We start from the raw sequence: 21,691 nt of genomic DNA, 5'->3' as shown, positions 1-21,691 counted from the left end.
TTTGTCCCATTACTTTAAAGTTTATAACTAATTTCGATAACTTAACCGAAACTGTCAACTTATTTTAGGACAAGACAGTTCAAGTCTCTAGACTTGGAACAGCACAGTTATGCTTTTATAAGAAAAAGTAGTTTTGTAAATTTATCAAGTTATAAACCGTCAAAACATTCTCTATGAGCAGTACCTTCAAATTCAACTGGAATTATTTTATCATCGCATTTTTGTTATTTGTAGTCGAAGTACTTATTGCTTTGTATGTTCATGACCAATTCATTCGCCCTTATTTTGGCGACTTTTTAGTTGTCATACTGATTTATTGTTTTGTAAAGTCCTTTCTGGATACTCCTTTTTTTAAAACAGCCATAGCAGTTTTGGTTTTTTCTTTTACATTAGAGGTTTTGCAATACTTTGATATTGTTGCCAAACTTGGTTTAGGACATTCAAAATTTGCCAGAACTGTTATAGGAACTTCGTTTGAATGGATTGACTTAATTGCTTATACACTTGGAATTGCTTTTGTGATTTATGTAGAGAGTAGGTTCTCCACAACTAATTCGAGCAAGAGCGAAACACTTAAGTAGTTTTTTTTGCATCGTCATAAACAAACTTTATAACGACTCATCAAAATCCTGAAAGGATTCAATGTTTATAGCTAAATAATAAATTGGGAAATATGACTCCTTCGGAGTCATACAATTTTGCGAAAGCTTCTTTTCTATCTATAAACATTTAAATCCTTCGGATTTTTTATTTACTTCCTTAATATTTCAAATCCATGAACACACAAAACGCTGTATATATTGCTCAAAGTCTTGATGGTTATATTGCCGACAAAAATGGTGGTATTGCTTGGCTAGACTCTATAGCCAATCCTGATGGTGATGACATGGGTTATTATGCTTTTTTCAACCGTATAGATGCCCTCATAATGGGTAGAGTAACTTTTGAGACTGTTTGCGGTTTTGATTGCGAATGGCCTTATAACAAACCTGTTTTTGTATTGAGTAATACCCTCGCTGAAATTCCTGAAAGCCATCATGAGAAAGCATTTCTCATAAAAGGAACACTGGCAGATATTCTTTCGCAGATACACCAAAAAGGATATACTCGCTTATATATAGATGGCGGAAAAACTATTCAACAATTCTTAAAAGAAGATTTGATAGATGAAATGATTATTACAACTTTTCCTCTCTTACTTGGTGGAGGTTTTCCTCTTTTTGGTGACTTAGTACAACCCTTAGCTTTTAAAGTACAATCTTCTCAAATCTTTTTGGGCAATTTAGTTCAAACACATTTTATTAGGAAAAAACCTTAAAACTCCTTAGACATTAGAGAAGGGATTCTCATGGCATGACTACTAAGCTAGCTTGACAATTAAGAGTATAGTATCAGTCATGCTAGGAGTATATACGTTATTCTAACTTTATTGTAAATCACTATGCACCCGTGGCATGATTATTTAATTATTTTTGAATATAAGAAGTATAATATCAGTCATGCTATGAATGTAACTTTAAGGTTTGTCCTTGAGTAAAAATACCGTTTAATAAATATGGACGTTAATAATAGGAAATATTTTTAATTAAGATTATGTTTGATTCGTCATTCGACAACACTTCCAAATACCACTGCATTAAGATAATCCACTAGCCATCTCAAAAGAAATTTAAAAAAAATTGAATCCACAAACAACCTTTTCCTCAATAATTACGTATCTGAAATTAAGAGAAGTTTCTAAACTTTTAAACAAATTTAACACTGCAAACAACAATCAGCGAACATGAATACAATATTATTAATCCACAGCGTACTAGCAGTATCGATTTATTTTTTTATGCAAAAAATAAATAAAATACTTTCTCCTAGAGTTAGCATATTGACAGTTAACCTCTTGTTAGTTGTCTTTAATGTTCTTGTTCTTATCCTGATTCCGATTTGCCTTGGGGAGATATTGCGAGTGTCTTTGGGGGAAAATGAAGAGCAATCTGAAAAAAACCAATTATTGATTTTTGCTCCTCATGTCTTAAGCTTTTCAATCAACCTTTACAATTTGTTTATTGCTAATAACAAACAGTTAAGTAATGATTCACGAATTATTACTTAAGCAATGTATTAATATAAAATGATGACTGGTACAATTGATAATCTCTTAATCATTTGTACCAGTCTTTTGTTTTTAAAAAATTACTAAGGGAAATCTGCTATTTATCTTTCAAATCCTTGGTTACTTTTACATAGCCAATCACTTCATTATCATTATTATGTATTGCAGTTAAAACTACTGAACTCCAGAAGTTTGTCTTATCTTTTCTCACCCTCCACCCTTCATGATAAGACCTTCCATGTTTTCTGGCTTGCTCAAGGAATGAATTGGGAAATCCCTTTTGAATATCTTCCTCACTATAAAAAACATTAAAACTTTTACCTATTATTTCTTGAGCAGTATATCCTTTAATGCGCTGTGCTCCTTTATTCCATCTTTCAATAATTCCTTTATCATCTAATAATATGATAGCGTAGTCTTCTATTTCATCAATCATTCTATTGTTTCGTTCTTCTGATATATCCAGCGAATTTTGGACGTGCCTGATATCCGTTAGGTCGCGGGTTACTTTAATGTATCCTATCACTTCGCCTATCTCGTTATGGATACTTGTGATTATAACACTTGCCCAGAATCGCGAGCCATCTTTTTTGATACGCCAGCCTGTATTTCTAGCAACTTTGTTTAGTCTAGCTTCTGCTAATAATGTTTCTGGTAGTTTATTTTCTATATCTTTTGATGAATAAAAGTTCTTAAAACTTTTGCCTACAATCTCGGCCGATGTATATCCCTTAATTTTTTGGGCTCCTATATTCCAGTTTTCAATATTTCCGTTTACATCTAACAATAGAATAGCATAATCTTCAATCTCTTCGATGGCTTTATTAAATTGCATGATTTTGACATCCTTATTCCCCATTGATTCATTGACTATCGAACGGATTTTATTATCCAAAATGCTTGTCGCATCACTAATCATCTTTATCCATTCGTCATTTACCTCATACAAACCGTCTTTAATTAAATTAACCAGCCCCATAATTGATGTTAGTGGGTGGCGCACTTCATGAGATTGTAATTGGGCAATTTGCCTCATGGAAATATTTTTTTCTTCTATCTCCTGATTTTTTTGTAATAGTCGTTTTTGACTCAATTTTAATTCCAATAAACAAACTACTTGCTTCGACAGCACTTCTAATGTTAATTGTTGTAATTCTGTCAAATCATTGGGCGTTACATCAAATAAGCATAAAGTTCCTAGCCTATAACCACTACTCATGACCAAAGGCACCCCTGCATAAAAGCACAAATTAGGGGCAGTGTGCACTAAGGGATTAGTATCAAATCGACTATCTTTAGTGGCATCATTAATAATTAGTATCTCGTCCTGCTGTATCGCATACTGACAAAATGATGTTTCACGGGATGCTTGTTTTTGTTCTACGCCTGTTGATACTTTTATCCAATTAAAGTTTTCACCCAATAAAGTAATGAGTGAAATGGGTGTTTCGCATAATCTTGAAGCTAAATTTGTAATTTGTTGAAGTTCAGGGATGGCGTCAAAATCAAGTTGTAAGTAAGTATTTACTTCTTGTAATCTATTTATTTCATACTCATTCATAATTGTACTATTATGTGGTTTTTATATAAATTATGGGCAATTTTTCTGAGCAAAATAAATCATGACTCTTTAATTGACATAACTAATAACTAAATGATGTCTGAACGACACATTCCATAAAATTAAAACCCTAATACACCTCCTATTGTTTTGTATTGGGCATATATTGGAAAGACAACGTACAATTTATAGTAAAATTTGATGCCATTGTGCAATTTTACTTAATCGCAGATTAATTGCCGACAAAGGTAAATCTAACGCATAAAACAAAAATTGCCCACCAAAACCAAAGGCTTGATGGGCAATTTTTGTTTTCTGAATGATGTATTATTAACTCAATCTTGTCATATTATAATTAAGGTATAATCAATTATTTATCTTTAAGAACTCACCATCTTTGCTAACAACATCATTTAATATTGCATAATCTATTGCATTTGAAAGGTGTTTACGCATTTCTTCTGTTACTCTTCCAAAACCAAAAATTTTAGCTATTAAAACCACAGCATTCTCTGGTTGTATAGCAATAGAGTTTTCTACTACTTTTCTTATAGCAATATTAGTTTCTTCAGGCGATATGAAACTTAGCTTACGTGAGCTACTTGGTAATAAGCTCCTTTCTCGAATATATGGTATTAACATTTCTGTATGCCATAAAAAATCACCTTTTTTAATAATAATATTATTCCTTACACCATAGTCAGTTGCTTGAACAAGTTGCGCTCTTATGCGGCTTCCAATTTTCGAAATACCATTTGCGTCAGCAATCCTCCTTGCTACTTCTTCAAAATGTACAGGGCTCTCTACTTCTACTACTTGTTGAATCCATTTACATAATTGCCCTAAAGAAAACAAATGTAATTCTAGCTTTGTGATTTCTTGAGGCAAGATAGCTGATTGGTAGAATGGTAACAATACATTAATCTCTTTTGGCTCTTCACGAACAAGGCTTTTTAATTCTTCTATTAACTCTTCTTCAATAGCGTCACTATGTTCAATATCAATCTTTGCTTTTTCAATTGCTTCCACTAATAAACGTAGCTCTTTAACAGGATTTCTAAACCAATCTATACTCCAAACATTATATAGTTTCCAGCCCATGCCTTCTAGTACGGCATTTCTTAGACGATTACGGTCACGGGTAGATTTAGCAGTTGCATACGATTTTCCATCACAGTTTATTCCTAAAAGATACCTTCCTGGACTATCAGCATCAACTACTGTTAAATCTATATAAAAACCAGCAGAGCCTACTTTCTCTCTTATTACATATCCTTCCTTTCTTAGACTTTCAGCAACTATATCTTCAAAGGGTTGTTGTTTTTCTACAATTTCTTCAATATTTTTTTCAAACTTTCCATGTTGTGCAAAATACAAAAAACGTTTTAGAGCCCATATTCCAAACCTAGCATTAGGACCAGGATTAATATCATTTGCTGTAATGTTGGTAAATATTTCACAACGGCTTTTGGCCCTTGTTATTAATACATTTAGCCTACGTTCACCTCCTTCATTATTTAAAGGACCAAAACTCATAGGTACTTTACCGTCTTCTAATCTTCCATAACCTATACTAATAAAAATAACATCCCTTTCGTCTCCTTGAACATTTTCAAGGTTTTTAACAAAAAATGGTTCATCGTTATGGCTTCTAAAAAAACTTTCTACCTCAGGGTTTTTTCTACGTCTAATTTCCAAGGCATTCTGTATAGCCTGCATTTGAGCCGTACTAAAAGCTACCACTCCTAAACTTAACTTAGCATTTTGAAGAGCATGTTCAATAACTGCATCAGCTACTTTTTCTGCTTCTTTAGGATTAGTTCTTGTTTTTCCTTTATCATAAAAAGTATCACTTAAATGATGAAAAGCCAATCCCATTCTAGATTTAGAGCCTGGGCTCGGAAAAATCACGAGCTTATTCTCATAAAACTCTTGGTTTGATAAACTGATTAATGACTCATGTCTGCTTCTGTAATGCCAACGTAGCATACGTTGTGGTGCACTTTGAGCATCGCACATTCCTAATATACTTTGCATATCGGCAGTAACATTTTCTTCATCATCAGTTTCAGTATTCATTTTATCAAAGAAACTAGTTGGTGGCATTTGTTTTGTATCCCCTACTACAACTAATTGCTTTCCTCTTAGGATTGCCCCCAATGCATCAACTGGTCTTACCTGACTAGCTTCATCAAATATAACTAAATCAAACTCTATACTATCTGGCGACAAAAAGTTAGCTATAGACATAGGACTCATCATAATTACAGGTTTAATAGCCTGTATAGCTAAACCTGCCTCTTGCATTAACTTACGTATAGGCATGTGTCTAGATTTACGATTGAATTCATTCCTAAGAATATTAATCTGTCCGCCACCCTCTTGTTTGGGTACTCCTTCCCAATGTCTAAGCGCTACTTTTGCTCTGTTATAAAACTGATTAAGAATATCAAGTTTTTTGAATTTCTCAATAACTTCTTCATGACTAGCTCGTTCAAATTTTCTAATTGCTGGGCTATTAATCATTGCTTGTTCAATAAGAAAATCATACCATGTTTTTTGGAGAGCAGTTTTTAATTTTAAGTGAGCATCTTCCCAGCCTTCTACTACAGTTAATAAATAACTACCACCTTGTTCTTCTATATTTTCTTTAAGTACATTCCAAGAAATTGCCTGATGCATTTCAGGAAGATTATGATGCCATTTTTCTAATATATCTAGTTGCTCAGAAAATGTTTTTCCTATCAGGTTGTTGTCTTTATAATCTATTTTGATAAAAAGTGCTGATATAGCTTCTTTGTGTTTATTTAAAGCTTCTTTTAAGGCAATTTCATGAGTTATTGAAATTTCAGGAGACTCATTTCTTTCAAGAAAAGAGAGAAACGTAACGGGTATTTTCTCCTCCTGAATAGCACGATGAACAGATTGTAAATAACTTGAAGCATTGATGACAAACTGCCAATCTGTTCGTAGTTTTTGCCAATTACTTCCAAAAAGCCTAATTGCAATTGATTCCAAAGATTGAACAGTAGAAGCTAAGCGTTTCCCTTCCATCAAAGTATTAATGTATACGAGCTTAGTATCTAAATCTTCTGGCATAGAAGTATTCAACAAACCAGCTAATTGCTTAATACTTTTTTTATAATCACCAATTAAAAACTTATACCATTTATGTCCATGAGTAATTAAATTCTGTCGTATTTCTAGTAAATTTTGTTCCCATGCTTCTGGAATAAAGATAGAATCATATTTTTTATGTAATTCTGCTAGTCTAGAACCTGCTTCTAATATTTCAGAAATATCAATTTGATGATTTAGCCAAGCTGAATCATTTACAACCATATCTTTAATCCCTGGATTCTTAGATGCAAGTATAGTTATATCTATTAGCTTTATACTTGAGCTTCTATCAACAGGATTAGAGAAAGACATAAACTGTGAAATATCTTCTACCAGCTTAAATATATATTTCGTTATTTGTATCGCATTTGCTAAATATTCTTTGGTAATTTCTTCATCTCTGGGCAAAAAAATATTTAGTCCTACTCCGTAAAATAAAAGTTTTTCAGGTTGTCCTATTTTAGTTAATCTTGTTTGTATTTGTTCAGCTAGCAATTCCGCTGTTTTCATACTTGAAAGATTCCAAGACGCTAAATCTTCAATAATGATTTTAGGAAATTTATAATCTTTATTCAATTCTGAAATTTTAAGAAGTTGACCAATAACTTCTTGTGCAGATTGCCCACTTTCTGCTATTTGATTATTCACTTCGTTACAATAAGCATTAAGTTCATTAATTAGAAAACCCAAAATTCTTATTTCCTCTTCTAGATGAGTTAAAGTTGGCTTTCCTAACTCTAATACTTTTTTTAATCCTTCATGAAGTTCTCTTTTATTTGCCTTATGGCTATGCAATTCTAAACAAGCTTCCCCAAGATTAATATTATCTAGTCTTCTTTTTACAACTTCTAATGCAGCCATTTTTTCTGCAACGAAAAGTACTTTTTTACCATTCCCGACTGCATTCGCAATAAGATTAGTTATTGTCTGAGACTTTCCAGTACCTGGAGGTCCTTGTATCACCATATTGCGTCCTTCGTGAACAGCTAACATAGCTATAACCTGTGAACTGTCTGCGTCAACTACATGCAAAAGTTCATTAGCTTTCGTTACCCTATCAAGATGATGATTTTCATCTACTGATGGTTGAGGTTCATTAAATCCATTTCCAAAAAGAGATTGTATGATTTTGTTATTAAAAGGTTTTTTATTGTCTGGCCATTTAGAACTATCTAAATCATGATAAATCATAAATTTCCCAAATGAGAAAAAACCCAATTCTATTACATCAGCATCAACTTTCCAGTTTTCTTGATGGACTATACGTTGATTTATATCTTCAATATAGCTAACAATATCTAGCTCTTCTTGTTCAGGGAAATCAGGAATAGTAATATTGAAATCTACCATCATTTTAGCTTGTAATGACAAATTCATTCCAATATCAGCACCCGAATATCTTAATCGGAAACGCTCATTGGCACTTGAACGCTCTAAACTCACTGGCACTAAAATCAAAGGTGCAAATCTAGTTTCTTCTGTATTGCCTTTCTCATACCAATTAAGCATCCCTAGAGAAAGATACAATATGTTTACCCCTTGTTCTTCTATACTTGTTTTAGCAAAATAATAAGTATTAAGAATTTTAGTTTGGAGTTTTTGCTCTGTTTCATTAGTTTGAAGCTTAGTATCATTATACGCATCCTGCAATTCTGGCTCACTAAGCGATGGAAGGTCTAAAAAAGTTTCATCATCATCCTTACCCACACGACCTAAAAAAGTCATTGCCTTATTTTGCTTGACAAGAATATTGAAAATACTACTAGCTTGTTCTTGTACAATGCGTAGACCTCTTACTTTAGGTGTTTTATAATTTAATAGGGTATTTCGCATCCCAAGATCTAAAAGTTCTTTTCTTGAGGCTTCTAATTTAGGTAGTATTGTTTCTTGCATTTGTCGAACTTTATAAGTCTTTTAATTTTTAAAAAAACATTATATAATTTAATAATTTTATATGACTTTTTTGCACTTAATCATGAATTAATAATTTAGTAATTACTATATTATCACATTTTTCAAAGAAGATCTGTTCTTCATTGACTAACCTTACCATATATTAAATAAAACTAACGTACTATAATCATCAGAAAACAAAAATTGCCCACCAAAACCAAAGTCTTGATGGGCAATTTTATTTACTAAACTTATGTATTACAAACTAGTATTTGAATACTTTTCCGCCTGCTAATACTTCTTGTGTTTTCTCGTCAAAAGTAACTTTCAAGCCTGTTCTGTAAGCAGCGTTCGACATGATTGTTGCGATTGAGTGAGAATATCCTGCTTCAATTGGTGCATGGCTTTGCTTACGCGAACGTACGCATTCCATCCAGTTCTTGATGTGACTGAACGTCAATGGGTCTCCACCAGTGTTTGCTTCTGACGCCACTTTCTGACCTTCTAGCTTCATCGGTGCTAACAAATTAGCTTTCAAGCCCATTGTTTTAGCATGTCCTTCTGTTAAACCTCCAGTTGCTGAAATCTCGTTGGTATCCAAGTTAATCATACCACCGTTTGAATAATACAATTCTTTCGTTTCACCTGCTGAGTTAGAGAAACGTGAAGTAAACTGTACTTGGAAACCTGATTTAGGGTCATCTAGTGGGCCGTAATCAAATACTACTGTTAATGTATCTGCATTCGAACGACCATCTTTCCACTGATAAATACCACCGTTGGCTACTACGCTTCTTGGGTGTGGTAAACCTGTGAACCAGTGAACTGTATCAATTTGGTGACTCATCCATTGCCCTGGAATACCAGAAGAATATGGCCAGAATAAACGGTATTCTAAATATTTACGTGGGTCAAATGCTTCGAAAGGACGGTTCATTAAATAACGTTTCCAATCTACATCTGTTTCTTTCAAGTTTTTAACCAATTCTGGTCTTCTCCAACGTTCTGGTTGGTTTACGTTCCACATCAATTCTACCATCACAATCGGACCAAATTTACCTGATTTGATAAAATCTTCCGCAGCAAAGTAGTTTTCACCACTTCTACGTTGTGAACCAATCTGAACGATTTGCTTAGATGACTTCACTGCTTTTAATACCGCACGTGCATCTTCCATGGTTTCAGCCAATGGTTTTTCAGTGTAAGTATCACAACCAGCCTTTACGGCTTCTACCGTGTGTAAGGCGTGTTGGAAATCGGCAGTTGAGATAAATACGGCATCCACCATTTTAGAATCGTAAAGCTCTTCGTTGTTTCTGAACACCTTTACATCGCTACCCAATTGCTTATCTAAATAGGCTTTACCTTCTTCTCTACGACGATTCCACAAATCAGAAAGAGCCGTCATTTCAAAGTTCATTTCTTTTTGTAAAGCCTTGAATGGCCCTACGTGAGAAGATCTGTGACGGTCAGAAAAACCTACACAACCTACTCTTACGCGGTCGTTTGCACCGATAATTTTAGCGTATGATTTAGCACTAAATGTTAATGCTCCCAAGGAAGCAAAGGTTGTTTTTTGGATAAATTCTCTTCTTTCCATAGTTTATTTGTTGTTGTTTTGTGATTAGTAATTGGTGATTAGTGATTAGCATTCTAAATAAGTGATTGTTAAATAGTAATTAGTTTTTAAGTCTTGTAAAATCCATAAAAATCTACTCCCAATTTATTCTTCACTTTAAACTAATTACCAATCACTAATTACTAATCACCAAAAAATTACTAATCACTCTATTACAATGTTTTAATCTTCATATTCTTAAACGATACATTATTGCCGTGGTCTTGAATAAGGATGTTTCCTTTTTCACCAGCACCAAAGCCATTGTATTTCTCGTATTTACTTCTTGCTACTAAAGCCTTGAAAATATTACTATTACGTTCATATTCTACTACTTTGAAACCATTCAACCAATGTTGTACAATGTTGTTTGGATATACAATTACCCTCGCTTGGTTCCATTCGCCAATTTTACGTTGGAAACGCTTGTCTAATTTATACGAAGGAATCAAATCATACAAACTACTCATGGTACGGTTTCCTATAGATCCCATTTTTGCATCTGGGTGTTTTTCATCATCTAATACTTGATATTCTAAACCAATTCCAGATTTACCATTAGAATCAAAGGCTTCATTCACAAAGTATTTCACGCCTGAGTTCGCACCTTCTGTCAATTTAAAATCAAAAGTTAATTCAAATGCCCCGTACTGTTCGGTACTTACAATATCGTTGCCTGTTTCAGAACCGTCTGACGGACTAACATTGATTGTTCCATCAACTACTTTCCAGTGAATATCAGGCATTTTGTCTTGGTGAACGCCTCTCCAACCTGTGAAATCTTTACCATTGAATAATAATTTTACGCCTTGTGCTTTTTCTTGTGCAGATAAAGTATTTAACGTTAAATTAACCACTGGCTTATTATCCGTCGGACGAGGTTTTAAATTTTCAGTTTGGATTCTGATGTTTTTCCAGCTTATTTCCATGCCTTCTTTCATATCTGCATAAATAGAATGCACTTGCAAGGCGATAAAGCCTTTTGCTGTCATATCATCTACCAAATTAGCTACTGGTACATCGTTTACCCAAGTACGAATTACATTTCCGATGGCTTCGATACGATATTTATTCCATTGTCCGTGTAATTTAAAGGCTTTTTTACCTTCTGGGTTGATATTCGGAATATACAACCAGTCACGACGAGCTTCATCATAAATTCCACCCGACCATGCACGCTCTGAAGGATCAACTTCTGCTTGATAGCCGTGTACTCTACCATTTTGATAATCTGGGCTCGACAAACTTCTGAATTGAATTCCAGAATTCATACCATCAGCTACTTTAAGCTCTAGTTCTAAAATAAAATCGCCATAATCGCTTTCGGTACATAAAAATGAATTAGGAGTATCCTTTACGGTAGTGCCTACAATTTCTCCATTTCTTACACTGTATTTAGCTTTCCCTCCTAATTGCTTGAAACCTTTCAAGGTTTTTCCATCAAACAAATTAGTCCATTTTTCTTTTTGAGCAAATGACGAAAAAGATAAAATACTGATAATGAATAAAATACTTAAAAACTTTTGTCTCATTGTTTTATTATAAAATTAGATTTATTGTTATAAAGAATACAACATAATTTTTATACTGGATTTTATGAAAGAATATTGGAGGGTCTGTAGGGTATGGGAATTTTCATTGTACACAAGAATTAGACATTACTATCATATTATTAGAATGTTCATGACAAAACATTGTATTTCTATCTGGCAGTTTTATAGATGTGTATCTAAACAAATTTGCCGAACGATTCCTTTTTGTTTAATTTGATTTTCCCCAATATTAAATTTTACAGGTTCAGGGAGTTATTTAGACTAAATACAAAGTAATTATTGACTTTTAGTATTTTTAAAACTAGCTTTGTTCATTATTTATAATAAATCTAAATAAATATTCATTTTAAAAGATTGGATTAAAAAAAATGAAGATTGTTTAGCCTATAATATATGATAAATAGAAGTAGTAAACATATTCCATCAGCATAAACAAAACGCTGTCTGTAGCGCGTATGTATATAAAAACTAACCATGAAACAACAATATACTTTTCGGAAATTCATTTATGATATTCACTTATGGCTTGGTTTACCTAGTGCTATTGTGTTATTAATCATGTGTTTGACGGGTACACTATATGTTTTCCAAAAAGATATTACGCAATGGGTAGATAAAGACAAATTCAAAATTCAGCTACAAGCAGGAACAACAATACTTCCTGTCAATCAATTAGCGAAAGCCGTTGCAAAGGAGAAAAATGGAAAAGTAACCCTTATTCAGGTTCCTCAAAATGCTGATGAAGCATGGACTTTTACCATCTTACCAAAAAAAGATAAAAAATCAGACAAGGCCAGTGACGATAAAAAAGTAGCAAAGGCCTCTAAAGATAAAGCTGAAAACGGGAAAGAAGCTCCTAAACAAGAAAAAACAAAGAGCTATCTGGTAAATCCCTATACGGGTGTAATTCAAGGCGATGCCCAAACGCCTACTGCTGAATTTTTCGCTACGGCTTTAAAATTGCACAGATGGTTGTTGATAGAAAACCATGATATCGGTGGTGTTATTACAGGTGTGGCTTGTATCATGATGATTTTCCTACAAATCACAGGATTGATGTTGTGGGCACCTACCAAAATAAAAAACTGGGGAAAATTTAGTGCTTGGAAAGCGGGCTTCAAGATTAAAACAGATGCTAAATTCAAGCGTGTAAATTTTGATACACACAAGGCCTTAGGCTTTTATGCCTTTATTTTTGTTACGATAATGGCTTTGACGGGTCCTTACTTCGCCTTTACATGGTACAAAAATGCCTTTTCCCAAACATTGACTGGCAAAAAGCCTAGTCCAAAAGAAACTTCTGAACAATCTGTTTATATCAATGCCGAAACTAAACCATTGGCATTTGAGAAAATACTGGATAAAGTAAATACTATTTATCCATACCAAGGCACTACCCGCATTACATTACCCAAAGATTCGTTAGGTACCGTGAATGTATTAAAGTATAAATCTGGTTTCTTAACTTCCGCGGGTCTCGACCGTGTGATATTAGACCAATATTCGGGCAAGGTAATTGTGCTAAACAGCTTTGCACAAAAAAGCCTTGGTGAAAAAATTGTATCCTCCGCCAAGCTTATTCATACTGGCGAATTGTTTGGTACTTTCTCTAAGATATTATATTTCATCGCTTGTCTAATCGCCACTAGCCTTCCAGTAACTGGCTTCTTGATTTGGTGGGGCAGAAATGGTTATGGCGCAAAAAAGAAAACATTAATCACTAACAAAAGTATGAAAGAGACTATTTCTTAATTGGAATATAGGTTGCTTTAACTTTTACCCAATCGGCAACTGCTCCTACTCTTCTCGTTCAGAGAAGTAAATCTCATCTAGTCATAAAAACTTCCCACTGAAAAAGGTAGCAACTTTCACAGAGGCTGGAGAAGTAGTAGTTACAGATGACGTTTCATTTATTTTTTACGGTTTTTCTACCATGAAAAACCTATCACAATCGTATTTTTAACAATTTAATCACCATGAAATATTTATTACTTTTTGCGTTGTTCTTGGCATCATTAACAGCTACTTTTGCCCAAAACAATGGGAATATAACAGGACGCATTACGTCTGTAGAAAGCCTTCCCTTAGAGCTTGTCTCTATCTCTATCAAGCAGTTGAACAAGGCAACCCTTACGAATGTTGATGGACAATACCAATTTGCTAATGTTGCAGCGGGTAATTATACTATCACCATTCAGATGCTTGGTTTAGCAGAAAAAAATATTGCTGTGGAAGTAAAAGCAGGTGAAACCGCTACACTTAACTACCAACTTACTGAAGAAAATATTCGTGCCCTACAGGAAGTAACGGTAGTAGGAAGTGCTAACAAGTTTTCTCATAAAGAAAGCGTATATATAGCAAGGTTACCCCTTAAAAACCTTGAAAACCCACAAGTATATAATACCATCCCGAAAGCATTGATTCAAGAACAAATGGCGCTTGATTTAGGAAGTATCGGTAAAAATGTGCCAGGGGCAGGCATTCCGATGTTGGCAAACCAAGGTAGAGTAACGTTCCGTTCAAGAGGTTTTGAAACAGAACCAAATGCCCGAAATGGTGTAGCTGGACAGGCTTTTTCTTCTATCGACCCTGCTAATATTGAACGAGTAGAAGCTATTAAAGGGCCATCTGCTACATTATTCGGTACGAGTGTATCAAGTAGTTATGGTGGACTTTATAACCGTGTTACTAAAAAGCCTTACAATGGTTTCGGTGGCGAAGTAGGATATTTTGGCGGAAGTTGGAATTACAATCGTTTGGTATTCGATATTAATACACCTGCTAATGCAGATAAAACGGTATTGTTCCGTTTGAACGGTGCGACTACTTTTGAAAAAAGTTTTCAAGATATGGGCTTTACCAATTCGTTGAGCTTGGCTCCTAGTTTTTCTTACCAAATCACAGACCGACTGGCTTTGTTGGTTGACGTAGAGCTTGGTAAGGCAGAAGCAACTTCGGTCGTGCGTTTTAACCCTTTCACAGGAAGTAACAAAACGCAATCGATTGTAGATATGAAGTTTCCTTACAACCGTTTATTTGGGGCAAACGACCTTACCTACCAAACGGAAATGATGAATATATTTGCCCAATTCAACTATAAGATTTCGGACAAATGGACTTCACAAACGATTATTTCTCGTGCACGTTCTTCTATCAATGGATATATCTCAGCATTGAACGGACGTACAGATACAACATTGAGAGCATCCGTTATCAGAGGCTACACCGCTTTTATTGCGAATGATATTCAGCAAAACTTTATTGGCGATTTCCAAATTGGCAAATTCCGTAATAGATTGGTTGTTGGGTTAGACTATTACAATAACTCAAACTCGTTCGATAGACTTACTATCAACGGACCTACGCTTAATTTTGTCAATCCGGGAAATACGTATAAAATAACCAAACAAACGATAGACGGCTTGGCATCTACAGGAACTTTGCGTGCAGAAAACAATGGTGATAATACCTATGCGATGTATGCCTCTGATGTATTCAATGTTAACGATAGATTGATGGCTATGCTTAGTTTAAGGGTAGACCGTTATTTCAACCAAGGTGTGTATAACATCAATACGGCTGTGACTACTGGTACTTATAATCAGACTACGCTTTCGCCTAAATTAGGCTTAGTGTATCAATTGGTAAAAGATAGAGTTTCGTTGTTTGGTAACTACATGAATGGATTTTTCAATAGAAATGGCTCGGATGCACAAGGAAATCCATTTAAGCCAGAACAGGCTAACCAACTTGAATATGGCGTTAAAGCAGATGTGTTAAACCATAAATTAGTAGGTACAATTAGTTACTATGATATTCAGGTAAAGGATGTGTTAAGAATAGATCCAAAGGATGCGAATTATTCAATTCAAGATGGTACGCAAGAAAGCAAAGGGGTAGAAATTGAGCTTACGGCTACGCCATTTACAGGTTTCAACATCGTAGCGGGCTATGCTTACAACGATAGTAAATATACCAAAGCAGATGAAACTGTTCAAGGATTGCGTCCTGCTTTATCTGGCCCTCCAAGAACCCTTAATTTCTGGGTTAGCTACCGTCTTTCAAAAGGAAACTTAAAAGGTTTGGGTCTTGGGTTTGGTGGTAACTCAGGTAGTTCATCTTTCCAGACAAATACACAAAAAGCAAAGGTTATTATACCTTCTTATACCATGTTTGATACTACTGTTTTTTATGACCACAGCAAATTTCGTATAGGCTTTAAAGTTGATAACTTAACAAGCGAGCAAGCTTGGTCAGTACGTTTAACGCCACAAGCGCCTGCTAAATTTACAGGAAATGTTACGTTGAAGTTTTAGTAGGTAGCAACAAAAACTTTATTCTTCAAAGAAATAGGGTCAAACCATAATCCCTAGCGAGGTACTTAAGTGCCTCGCTAGGGATTATGATTTAATAACAATTAATGGTCACCAGAATTTCCACCAAGGTTTTATTGTCTCAGGTAATTGGTAATCATTATTCATATCGTTGTTATCATATTCGCCACGAAAAATACCCCCACTTGGCGTAGTGTTTACTTTTTCAAAGGATGCCCCAGCCAAATCATTATCAAAGGCATTAATAAAAAAGGTATTTCGATTAAAGCTGTTTTTATATTATGGGTATTTAATGCCATAGCCATAATTAGCAAAATGACAATAGCATTCAGTAAATTACCTACAAAATAAGTTTGGGGAAATAATACCAACAAACATATTGCTAATGACACCACACCTATCGGTAAAACAAAGCCTTGACTTAAACCGATGTCAGATAGCATTTTAGTTTCTTCAGGTTTCATGCTCATCGTAAGAGCAGACCATGTGTGTTTTGCATTTAAAAATACCGTAATGGCTATCAAGATTCCGCTAATGATTTTCATATTTATTGCTTTTTATTTGATTGTAACTATAACACAAAGATTATACTTTAGAAACAAAATATCCTTGCGAAAATCAAAGGAGGATTTGCGAAAAACAAAGAAAAAAGTCAACTAAACCCTAAAATTAATGGGGGAAAATGTAGTCTGACGCTTGAAAAAATTAGAGAAATGGGCTACTTCTTCAAATCCTAACGAATTGGATATTTCAGAAATATTCCAATTGGTTTGCTTTAGTAAGTATTTGGCTTCTTGGGTTATTCTACTAGCTATTAAGTAGGTTGTAGTTTTGCCAGTATGTTCCTTTAGGATAGTATTAAGATGATTCACGTGTATTGCCAAACGGTCGGCATAATCTTTAGCAAAACGTAATTGTAATTGCTGTTGTGGTGATTCAATCGGGAACTGTCTTTCTAATAATTCTATAAATAAAGAGACTACCCTTGTTGACGCATTTTGGGCTGAATATAAAGTGGTGGCTGGTTGTAATTTTTGTCCATAATGGATTAGTTCAATCACATAATTACGGAGTAAATCATATTTAAAAGCATAGTTTGAATTGATTTCCTTATGCATTTTCTTGAAAATTGCTTCTATTTCTAAATGGTCTTCGTCCGACAATTGAAATACAGGATAGCCATTTGCTTTAAAAATAGGCAATTCATCTAACACAACCCCACTTTTACTTTTCAATAAAAACTCTTCTGTAAAAACGCAAAAATGCCCCGCTTGGTCAAAGTTTACAGGTTCCCAATGATATGGAATTTTTGGTGTAGCAAACAAAAGGGCATTCTTTTCAATATTAATTACTTTATCAGCATATTCTGCTCGGTTTTGCCCACTAATCAGACTGATTTTATAGTATGCTCGACGGTTGTAAGGCATTATTTTCTTTTCCTTCATTTTTTCAAATAAAGCCTCCACATCAAATACATTAAAATGTCCAATTTCTTTACTGATTCCATCTGGCAGTAAAGTGTTGATTTCGCGATAAAATTCTTCTATGGATGTCGATTTCATATCCTACTTAATTTGCAAAATTCAAAAGTAGGATAAAAAGCCGAATACTTAAAATCAAAATATAAAGATTAGTAATACCATCATATTTGTGTATAATGATAAGTGCTTTTTTGAGTAGATTGTATAAAAAGATATTCCGAATTTTAGCATCAAAAAATCCATTATAAATCGGTTTTCTGACCGATTTATAATGGATAGTTATAGTTCTGTTAGGAAGACTATTATTAAATAAACATTCCACCAGATACTTCTATTCTTTGAGCATTTATCCATCTGGCTTCGTCTGAACATAAAAAGGCAACCACACCGCCAATGTCATCAGGCAATCCTGCTCTACCTAATGCTGTTACAGAAGCTACAAAACTATTCATGGCAGCATTGTCTCTTACACCACCTCCACCAAAATCTGTTTCGATAGCACCTGGGGCAACAATGTTGGCAGTAATGCCTCGTGGTCCTAATTCTTTGGCTAAATACCTTGTAAAGGTTTCAACTGCACCTTTCATAGAAGCATACGCGGCAGCACCAGGAATTGAAAAACGTGCTAAACCACTTGAAATATTAACGATACGTCCACCATCATTAAGTAATGCTAATGCTTTTTGTGTTAAAAAGAACACACCTTTAAAGTGTATATTCATCAGTGAGTCAAACTGTTCTTCAGTATTGTCGGCAATGGGTGTATGCAAACCAGTACCAGCATTGTTGACAAGGAAATCAAAATGAGTTGTGTTAAATGTGTCACTTAATACAGTAGTGATATTTGCAAAAAAAGCATCAAACGATTTGACGTCACCTGTATTTAACTGAAGCGCTACTGCTTTTTGTCCTAAGGTTTCAATTTCGGCAACTACTTTTTGGGCTTCTGTTACATTCGTATGATAAGTAAATATTACATCAATCCCTTTTTTGGCCATGCTTAAAGCCATGTTTTTACCTAAGCCTCTGCTTCCCCCTGTTATCAAGGCGATTTTGTTCTTTGTATCCATTTTGTTGTTTTATTTTAATGATACAAAGTTGAGACAAAAAGTAGCCATCCTGTTTGCAAAAAACAAAGTAAGGTTTGCGAAAATCAAAGATTGAAATTTACAAATGATTATTGGGAGGGAAAGCATCCGTTGTAGTCTCTCGCTTGGCGTATTGTTCTACTACGTCAGTGTGAACTGCAATGTTACATTGCAAAAATGAAATGCATTTTATAAGTTTGTCCAGTTGTGGCCTTGGCGTTACTTTCTAAAAACGCCTCACACACTGATGTAGTGAAACATTACACCAAGTGAGGAATTAGTTGTAGTAAATTCATTAAGATAGTTAACAAGTGTTTTAAAATATTAAAAATATGGGAACTTTATGCCATGTACTTAAAAATTGGGAAAATCACAATCCTGAAAAAGTTTTAGTTGATGTAGTTAAAGTTTGTTTAAAGATTGATGTCAAATTTATTTATGATAATTACAAAAAATACTTTGATGATGGTCGTTTGAGTTATACATTTATTAGCCTTGAAGATAATAAAAAGCTTGATGAAGAAGGATATAGCCCCGGATTCACATTCAACATTGAAGGCATTGATGTTAGACAAAGGGGATTAGGGGCTGATAAAAGATTTGATTTTTTAATTCCTAATAAAAAGTTATACAACCTTATTTTTATCGAACCTCTTTGGGATGAAAACTCAGAATTGATTTTTAAGTTTGCCTTTGAATATTTAAAAATTAATAAAGATGAATATTTTTGGTTTGAGGGAAACCATGCCTATTCTTTTGAAGATATGCAAATACTAAAACAGTTACCATTCAACAAGGATTGGTACTTTAATGAGGTGCCAACATCTTTTCGCTTGATGTAATACAACACTTACTCCAAGCGAGAGCAAAGGGTTTAATAAGATAATCCTCAAAATCCTTTCCTATTAGCTGGTGACTTAAGTCCTATTGATTACCCACATCTTTTAAAAAGTTGAAATAAGGATGTGATTATTGATAAAATAGGTTCAAATAGGCTTAAATCGCCTTTCAAATCGAGCTTTGGTCGCCTCATGTCACAGCCTGACTACGTGAATCTCTTATCCCTAGCGAGGGACTTAAGTCCCTCGCTAGGGATAAGAGATTGATTGTTAGTTATATACTTATGGGTAATCAGTAGGACTTAAGTCACCAGCTAATAGGAAAGAATTGAATTTAAACCGCAGCGTGTACCGCTCAAAACTCATCACTTATAATTCATCACTCAAAGCCCCACCTTCCCATCCGCCCAATATGGTTGTGTATAGATGTTTTTGCTAGATACACCTTTGTCTTTTAGTGCTTTCCTGAAATTTTGGATTGATTTGGCATTGCCCATCAAATAAAAAAATCCATTCTGCCACAGTTGCCAAATTTTATCGTCCAATTTATTTAAAGTCTCAATAGCAAACTCAGCTCTATTAACTGATTTGGGGACGGTATCCACCATCAATCCTAATGATTTTGGCACTTCTAATGATGTGTTGTCTAGTTCTAAAATACCTAGATAATTGTTTTCACTATGATTGATTTCGTCTTTGATACTTTTAAACACACTAATGCAAGATTCATCCCCAAAAAAGAATTGATATTTTGCTTCCTGTTTATAAATATTAAAGCCTCGGGGCAAACCAACGGTTACTTGGTCACCTTGTTGTATATTTTCTATAAAATGACTTCCTGGTCCATTGCTGTGAACATGGAAAATTACTTCAAATGTCCCTAAGTCACTATCCCATTTGCTAGGGGTGTAATTGCGGTAATTGGTATCATCTATTCTGATGATGATGGCTTGTCCAATTTTAAATTTCACTTGTGGAAATACTCCCTTAAACGTAACGATTTTTACGCTGGGACTTGGCATGACAGTTGAAACAACGTTTACTTTGCAGATTTTACTACTAAACGTTAACTCCATAAAGTCTCCTATTATTTTGGGTATCGACGGCATATTTTTCTTGTATTAATTCTCTTACAAAATTGATACAAAAACATCAATTGATGGTTGAATAGGCAAGGGAGATGATAGGACTATTCACGGAATTTATTCCGAAATCCAAGAGGGGTTTCTTTACTTATTTTTTTGAATAGCCTTGAAAAATAGGAATGGTCTTTAAAGCCTAAATCATAGGCAATTTCTTTTACTTCATTTTCGGTGTAATACAAAAGCCTTTGTGCTTCCAAAAGCATTGCGTTTTGTAACCAATAGGTGACAGATTTCCCTGTCGTTAAACTCACACAGTCGTTCAGATGCGTAGTGCTAATGTTTAGTTTTTTAGCAAAAAAAGAAGGGCTTTCTAAGAAGTTGTTTTTAGAAATTAACTTTTTGAAATTGGTAGTAATCAATGATGATTGATTTTTACGTTCGGGCGTAGGTGTTTCTGACGATTGAAATAAATTTGAGAAATGGTACACCAAAGCATTAAAAAGCCCATTGATAATTTGACCTTTGTATAATTGTTGTTTGATAAAAGCACTATTCAATAAAGCAATGTTCGCCATCAAGTCTTCTTGTAGTGGTTCTTCTATTTTTTTCGCTTGTTCAGAAATTTTCAAATTTTGAAAAATTTCTGAACAAAGATTAGGAATTAAAAATGGAGCAATGCTGATAAAATACCCTGCGGAACCTGCTGATACTTGTTGGACAGCATGAATCTGAAAGGGCTTCATCAAAAGCACACTTGGCGCTTCTATTTCAATATTAACGGTATCACACTCCATGATTACAGAGCCACTTGTGATGACAAAAAAAATAAAGAAATCGTCTCGATGTCTTCCCTTTTTATTATCATGAGAATCAACATCGTCCACAGACAATTTTGCGATATAAATACCTCCAATGGCTTCACTACTTTGATTAAAAACGGGTATATCACGTTTCATTTTCAATATTGTATTATTAAAATCTGCCTTTAAGTAGCTAAAGTAATGGTTTATTA

At 34.2% G+C, this 21,691-nt stretch carries 15 protein-coding genes; 6 read left to right on the top strand and 9 right to left on the bottom strand.

What is annotated here, in order from left to right:
• Positions 1–173: 173 nt before the first annotated feature.
• From AC07N0_RS10185 to AC07N0_RS10175, 3 genes are all read left to right on the top strand, one after another.
• Entirely contained in the window at positions 174–581 is a 408-nt protein-coding gene (locus AC07N0_RS10185) for a ribosomal maturation YjgA family protein (RefSeq protein ID WP_494589087.1), read from the top strand.
• A 194-nt stretch (positions 582–775) separates the two neighbouring features.
• Positions 776–1,318: a dihydrofolate reductase family protein gene (locus AC07N0_RS10180; protein ID WP_494589086.1), complete on the top strand. Its 543-nt coding sequence runs from the start codon at positions 776–778 to the stop codon at positions 1,316–1,318.
• 465 nt (positions 1,319–1,783) lie between these two features.
• Entirely contained in the window at positions 1,784–2,107 is a 324-nt protein-coding gene (locus tag AC07N0_RS10175) for a hypothetical protein (RefSeq protein WP_492802796.1), read from the top strand.
• Between the two features lie 97 nt (positions 2,108–2,204).
• Here the strand turns inward: AC07N0_RS10175 and AC07N0_RS10170 are convergent, their stop codons facing one another.
• The 4 genes from AC07N0_RS10170 to AC07N0_RS10155 all read right to left on the bottom strand — a co-directional run bounded on the left by AC07N0_RS10170 (position 2,205) and on the right by AC07N0_RS10155 (position 11,831).
• Positions 2,205–3,668: a PAS domain S-box protein gene (locus AC07N0_RS10170; RefSeq protein ID WP_492802795.1), complete on the bottom strand. Its 1,464-nt coding sequence runs from the start codon at positions 3,666–3,668 to the stop codon at positions 2,205–2,207.
• Between the two features lie 366 nt (positions 3,669–4,034).
• On the bottom strand, positions 4,035–8,681 hold the full coding sequence (locus AC07N0_RS10165) for a DUF3320 domain-containing protein (RefSeq protein WP_494589085.1): 4,647 nt from the start codon (positions 8,679–8,681) through the stop codon (positions 4,035–4,037).
• A gap of 265 nt (positions 8,682–8,946) precedes the next feature.
• Positions 8,947–10,281 carry a Gfo/Idh/MocA family protein gene (locus AC07N0_RS10160; protein WP_492802794.1) on the bottom strand — a complete coding sequence of 445 codons (1,335 nt, stop codon included), beginning with the start codon at positions 10,279–10,281 and terminating at the stop codon, positions 8,947–8,949.
• Positions 10,282–10,472: 191 nt separating this feature from the next.
• Positions 10,473–11,831: a 3-keto-disaccharide hydrolase gene (locus AC07N0_RS10155; RefSeq protein WP_494589084.1), complete on the bottom strand. Its 1,359-nt coding sequence runs from the start codon at positions 11,829–11,831 to the stop codon at positions 10,473–10,475.
• Between the two features lie 495 nt (positions 11,832–12,326).
• Here AC07N0_RS10155 and AC07N0_RS10150 point away from each other — a divergent pair, with 495 nt between their 5' ends.
• Complete coding sequence (locus AC07N0_RS10150) at positions 12,327–13,604, top strand: PepSY-associated TM helix domain-containing protein (RefSeq protein ID WP_494589083.1); 1,278 nt, start codon at positions 12,327–12,329, stop codon at positions 13,602–13,604.
• 224 nt (positions 13,605–13,828) lie between these two features.
• Positions 13,829–16,168 (top strand): TonB-dependent receptor domain-containing protein, encoded by a 2,340-nt coding sequence (locus AC07N0_RS10145; protein ID WP_494589082.1) that lies wholly within the window; start codon positions 13,829–13,831, stop codon positions 16,166–16,168.
• A 215-nt stretch (positions 16,169–16,383) separates the two neighbouring features.
• Here the strand turns inward: AC07N0_RS10145 and AC07N0_RS10140 are convergent, their stop codons facing one another.
• From AC07N0_RS10140 to AC07N0_RS10130, 3 genes are all read right to left on the bottom strand, one after another.
• Positions 16,384–16,731, bottom strand: a complete 348-nt coding sequence (locus AC07N0_RS10140) for a hypothetical protein (protein WP_494589081.1) — start codon at positions 16,729–16,731, stop codon at positions 16,384–16,386.
• A 111-nt stretch (positions 16,732–16,842) separates the two neighbouring features.
• A complete protein-coding gene (locus tag AC07N0_RS10135; RefSeq protein ID WP_494589080.1) occupies positions 16,843–17,748 on the bottom strand; it encodes a helix-turn-helix domain-containing protein in 906 nt (301 codons plus the stop codon).
• Positions 17,749–17,972: 224 nt separating this feature from the next.
• Positions 17,973–18,737 carry an SDR family NAD(P)-dependent oxidoreductase gene (locus AC07N0_RS10130; protein ID WP_494589079.1) on the bottom strand — a complete coding sequence of 255 codons (765 nt, stop codon included), beginning with the start codon at positions 18,735–18,737 and terminating at the stop codon, positions 17,973–17,975.
• Between the two features lie 350 nt (positions 18,738–19,087).
• Here AC07N0_RS10130 and AC07N0_RS10125 point away from each other — a divergent pair, with 350 nt between their 5' ends.
• On the top strand, positions 19,088–19,597 hold the full coding sequence (locus AC07N0_RS10125) for a hypothetical protein (protein WP_494589078.1): 510 nt from the start codon (positions 19,088–19,090) through the stop codon (positions 19,595–19,597).
• Positions 19,598–19,977: 380 nt separating this feature from the next.
• On the opposite strand, the gene AC07N0_RS10120 is transcribed toward AC07N0_RS10125, so the two are convergent.
• Both AC07N0_RS10120 and AC07N0_RS10115 read right to left on the bottom strand, forming a co-directional pair.
• Entirely contained in the window at positions 19,978–20,616 is a 639-nt protein-coding gene (locus tag AC07N0_RS10120; RefSeq protein ID WP_494589077.1) for a siderophore-interacting protein, read from the bottom strand.
• 167 nt (positions 20,617–20,783) lie between these two features.
• Positions 20,784–21,635 (bottom strand): AraC family transcriptional regulator, encoded by an 852-nt coding sequence (locus tag AC07N0_RS10115; protein WP_494589076.1) that lies wholly within the window; start codon positions 21,633–21,635, stop codon positions 20,784–20,786.
• Positions 21,636–21,691: the final 56 nt, after the last annotated feature.

Source organism: Arcicella sp. GW821-FHT09D11 (assembly GCF_059416265.1).
The sequence above is the reverse complement of the archived record's forward strand: the minus strand, read 5'-3'. Positions and strand labels throughout refer to the sequence as shown.